Origin of the sequence: Streptomyces chilikensis (assembly GCF_001642695.1) — a bacterium.
In the GTDB taxonomy this organism is placed as follows: Bacteria; Actinomycetota; Actinomycetes; order Streptomycetales; family Streptomycetaceae; genus Streptomyces; species Streptomyces chilikensis.
Map to the genome: position 1 here is coordinate 3,564,565 of NZ_LWCC02000005.1, position 3,914 is coordinate 3,568,478.

General features: G+C 73.6%; 4 protein-coding genes. 2 read left to right on the forward strand and 2 right to left on the reverse strand.

All coding sequences use genetic code 11. The features are described 5' to 3' along the window. Together A2U95_RS15915 and A2U95_RS15920 are read right to left on the reverse strand one after the other, a co-directional pair. Positions 1 to 905: AAA family ATPase (locus tag A2U95_RS15915; protein WP_166023078.1), on the reverse strand; the 905-nt coding region annotated here is incomplete at its 3' end. A gap of 289 nt (positions 906 to 1,194) precedes the next feature. Then, positions 1,195 to 1,752 (reverse strand): beta-class carbonic anhydrase, encoded by a 558-nt coding sequence (locus A2U95_RS15920; protein ID WP_166023080.1) that lies wholly within the window; start codon positions 1,750 to 1,752, stop codon positions 1,195 to 1,197. Positions 1,753 to 2,180: 428 nt separating this feature from the next. On the opposite strand from A2U95_RS15920, the gene rsmH reads away from it, so the two are divergent. Beyond that, the gene (gene rsmH / locus A2U95_RS15925) at positions 2,181 to 3,146 is read left to right on the forward strand and encodes a 16S rRNA (cytosine(1402)-N(4))-methyltransferase RsmH (RefSeq protein WP_166023082.1); all 966 of its coding nucleotides are present in this window, start codon (positions 2,181 to 2,183) and stop codon (positions 3,144 to 3,146) included. Positions 3,147 to 3,195: 49 nt separating this feature from the next. Beyond that, positions 3,196 to 3,774 (forward strand): cell division protein FtsL, encoded by a 579-nt coding sequence (gene ftsL / locus A2U95_RS15930; RefSeq protein ID WP_166023084.1) that lies wholly within the window; start codon positions 3,196 to 3,198, stop codon positions 3,772 to 3,774. The last annotated feature ends 140 nt before the right edge of the window (positions 3,775 to 3,914 follow it).

Genomic DNA, 3,914 nt, shown 5'->3' on the forward strand with positions numbered 1-3,914 from the left:
CCGCCCAGCTGGGCCTGGGCCGTCGGCAGCAGGCGGTGCGCCAGCACCGCCGGGGCCAGCGCCTGCACGTCGTCCGGCAGCGCGAACTCCCGCCCGGCCAGCGCCGCCGACGCCTTCGCGGCGCGCAGCAGGTGCAGCGTGGCGCGCGGCGAGGCGCCCAGTCTCAGGTCCGGGTGGGAACGGGTCGCCGCGACGAGCTGGACCACGTACCGGCGGACCGGCTCCGAGACGTACACCTCGCGGACCGTCTCGATCAGCTTCACGATGTTGTGCGCGTGCGCCACCGGCTGCAGGTCGTCCAGCGGGGACGCCCCGCCGTGCACGTCCAGCATCCGCAGCTCGGCCTCCGCGCCGGGGTAGCCGATGGAGACGCGGGCCATGAACCGGTCCCGCTGCGCCTCCGGCAGCGGATAGGTCCCCTCCATCTCCACCGGGTTCTGGGTGGCCACCACCATGAACGGACTGGGCAGCGGATGGGTCTGCCCGTCGATGGTGACCTGCCGCTCCTCCATGGACTCCAGCAGCGCCGACTGGGTCTTGGGGGAGGCGCGGTTGATCTCGTCGCCGATCACCACCTGGGAGAAGATCGCGCCCGGCTTGAACTCGAAGTCCCGCCGCTGCTGGTCCCAGATCGAGACGCCGGTGATGTCGGTCGGCAGCAGGTCCGGGGTGAACTGGATGCGGCGCACCGAGCAGTCCACGGACCGGGCCAGCGCCTTGGCGAGCATGGTCTTGCCGACGCCCGGAACGTCCTCGATGAGGAGGTGTCCCTCGGCGAGCAGCACCGTCAGCGAGAGCCGCACGACCTCCGGTTTGCCCTCGATCACCTGCTCGACCGCGTTCCGTATCCGCTCCACCGTCGCGGTCAGATCGGAAAGGTTCTCCCGGTCGTCATAGGTCGTCACCCCGGCCCTCCTCGGCCCTCGGCCCCGTCACGTCTCCTGAGGGCCGGAGAAAGTCCGGTGTCCCCCCGTCCGCATTGTTGTTGGCGGAGGTCCCGCCTGTCATGACCTGTGGACAAGAGGCGGGGCGGCCCGGCGGGCCCTGTGGACGACTCGCGCGGGTTTCCAAGCTTTTGTCACCCGCAAGGGTGAACGGCGAAGCCCGGCCCCGGGGAGGAACCCCAGGACCGGGCCGCCGGTCGGTACCGGAGAACAAGACATCGGGACGGCCGGGAAGGGCGCGTCGCGGGCCTCAGCCGGCGTCGATCTCCCGCAGCAGGCCCGTCCGCACGTCGAAGACGAACCCGCGGACGTCCTCGGTGTGCAGCAGGAACGGCGAGGTGCGCACCTTCTGCATGGACTGGCGGACGTCCTGGTCGACGTCGCGGAACGCCTCCACCGCCCACGTGGGACGCTGGCCGACCTCCATCTCCAGCTCGTGCCGGAACTCCTCGGTGAGGGACTCCAGGCCGCAGCCGGTGTGGTGGATCAGCACCACGCTGCGGGTGCCGAGCGCCCGCTGGCTGATGGTCAGGGAACGGATCACGTCGTCGGTGACCACACCGCCCGCGTTGCGGATGGTGTGGCAGTCGCCCAGGTCGAGGCCGAGCGCGGCGTGCAGGTCGAGGCGCGCGTCCATGCAGGCGACGACCGCCACGCCGAGAACCGGACGGGCGTCCATGCCGGGATCGGTGAAGGCCGCGGCGTACCGCTGGTTCGCATCGACGAGGCGGTCGGTGACGGTGGCGCGGACGTCGGCCCCGGAGGAGGAGGCGGAGGAGGCCGAGCCGGCGGAAGCAGAAGTCGACATGAGGAAGACGTTACTGGCCGCCTCCCCTCCCGACACTTGCGGAACAGGACAAACGGAGCCGTCGATCTTCTGTGTGAGGTAACCCACAGGGGTGGAGTGCATTGCGCCGCGCGGGTGATTTCCTCAGGGTGGAGGCACCGTCGCCCCGGCGCGGGGCGACTCGCAGGGCAGTTGATTGACCGGCAGACAGGGTGGACTAAAGTGACGCGAAGCGGGAGGCGAGACACGCGAGAATCTCCCCGCTGGATCGAATTCCGGAGACCCCGGGCCGAGGACGCCCGGGACCTCCCCACGTGCGCGGCGCGTACGTGCGGCTCGGCCTCCTCCCGCTCCCGGCCGGCCGACGCTCCTGGCGCCGGCGGGCATCTCCTTCGCGAGCGGGCGGGGACCCGGTTGCGTGTATCGCCGCGCGGACCTGAGAGGGCCCCTTGAGCGAGAGCCGACATGTCCCTGTGATGCTCCAGCGGTGCCTGGACCTGCTGGCGCCCGCGCTGGAGCGGCCGGGCGCCGTCGTGGTCGACTGCACCCTCGGCCTCGGCGGGCACAGCGAGGCCATGCTCACCCGGTTCCCCGAGGTCCGGCTGATCGGCCTGGACCGCGACAAGGAGGCGCTGCGCCTGTCCGGTGAGCGGCTCGCCCCCTTCGGCGACCGCGCCACCCTGGTGCACGCCGTCTACGACGAGCTCCCCGAGGTCCTCGACCGCCTCGGCATCCCCCGGGCGCACGGGGTCCAGGGCGTCCTCTTCGACCTCGGCGTCTCCTCCATGCAGCTCGACGAGGCGGACCGGGGCTTCGCCTACGCCCAGGACGCCCCGCTGGACATGCGGATGGACCAGACCACGGGGATGAGCGCCGCGGAGGTCCTCAACACCTACCCGCCGGGCGAACTCGTGCGGATCCTGCGCGCGTACGGCGAGGAGAAGCAGGCGAAGCGGATCGTCTCCGCCGTCGTCCGCGAGCGCGAGAAGGAGCCCTTCTCCCACAGCGCCCGCCTGGTCCAGCTGATCCGCGACGCCCTGCCGCAGGCCGCCAAGCGCACCGGCGGCAACCCCGCCAAGCGGACCTTCCAGGCCCTGCGCATCGAGGTCAACGGCGAGCTGAGCGTGCTCGAGCGGGCGATCCCCGCCGCCGTGAAGGCGCTCGCCGTCGGCGGACGGATCGGCGTGCTGTCGTACCACTCGCTGGAGGACCGGCTGGTCAAGCAGGTCTTCGCGGCCGGCGCCGCCTCCACCGCGCCGCCCGGCCTGCCGGTCGTGCCCGAGGAGTACCAGCCGCGGCTGAAGCTGCTCACCCGGGGCGCCGAACTGCCCACCGAGCAGGAGATCGCCGAGAACCGGCGGGCCGCCCCCGCCCGGTTCCGCGGGGCGGAGCGCATCAGGGAGGACGTCCAGTGAGCACCAGGCGCCCCGCGAGGCGCCCGGCCCTGCACCCGGGGGAGCGCCGATGAGCGGAAAGCCCTCGAAGCCCCAGCTGAGGGGCCGGGCGGCGCGGCTGGCGGCGCTGCTGCCCACCGGGACCAGCCACGCCGCCCGCACCCCCTTCGTGCTGCTCGTGGTCACCCTGCTCGGCGGCGGGCTGATCACCCTGCTGCTGCTCAACTCCGCGCTCAGCGAGGGGTCGTTCCGCCTCTCCGACCTGCGCCAGGAGACCAAGACGCTGACCGACGAGGAGCAGGCGCTGCAGCGCGACGTGGACGCCTACGCGGAGCCCGACGCGCTGGCCCGCCGCGCCCGGGAACTGGGCATGGTGCCCGGCGGCGACCCCGCCTTCCTGGAACCCGACGGCACCGTCCGCGGCGAGCCGGGACCCGCCACCGCGGTGCCCCCGCCGCCCGAGCCGTCCGGCCCGTCGGAATCCCCGGCCGCCGCCGGCCCCGGCGGCACCCCGGCCCCCTCCGGCAGCGGGGAACCGCGGGGCTCCGGCGCCGCGTCCCCCACCGCGCCGGGATCCGCGGGCGGGGCGGCCACGCCGTCCCGCGGCCCCGCGGCGTCCGACCCGAGTTCTCCGACCCCCGGCAGGTGACGGAAGTGCCCGACAGGCAAGCCCAGCGACGCCGAGTCCCCGCACCCGCCCGGCAGGCCCGCGCCGGGTCGGCCGGCCGCACCCCGTCCGGCCGCACCCCGTCCGGCGGCGGCCGCGGCGGCTCAGGACGGGGCCCAGGG

Bases quoted from the DNA above. Each gene is read 5' to 3' on its own strand.
- A2U95_RS15920 (WP_166023080.1), bottom strand. From the start codon at position 1,752: ATGTCGACTTCTGCTTCCGCCGGCTCGGCCTCCTCCGCCTCCTCCTCC.
- ftsL (WP_166023084.1), top strand. From the start codon at position 3,196: ATGAGCGGAAAGCCCTCGAAGCCCCAGCTGAGGGGCCGGGCGGCGCGG.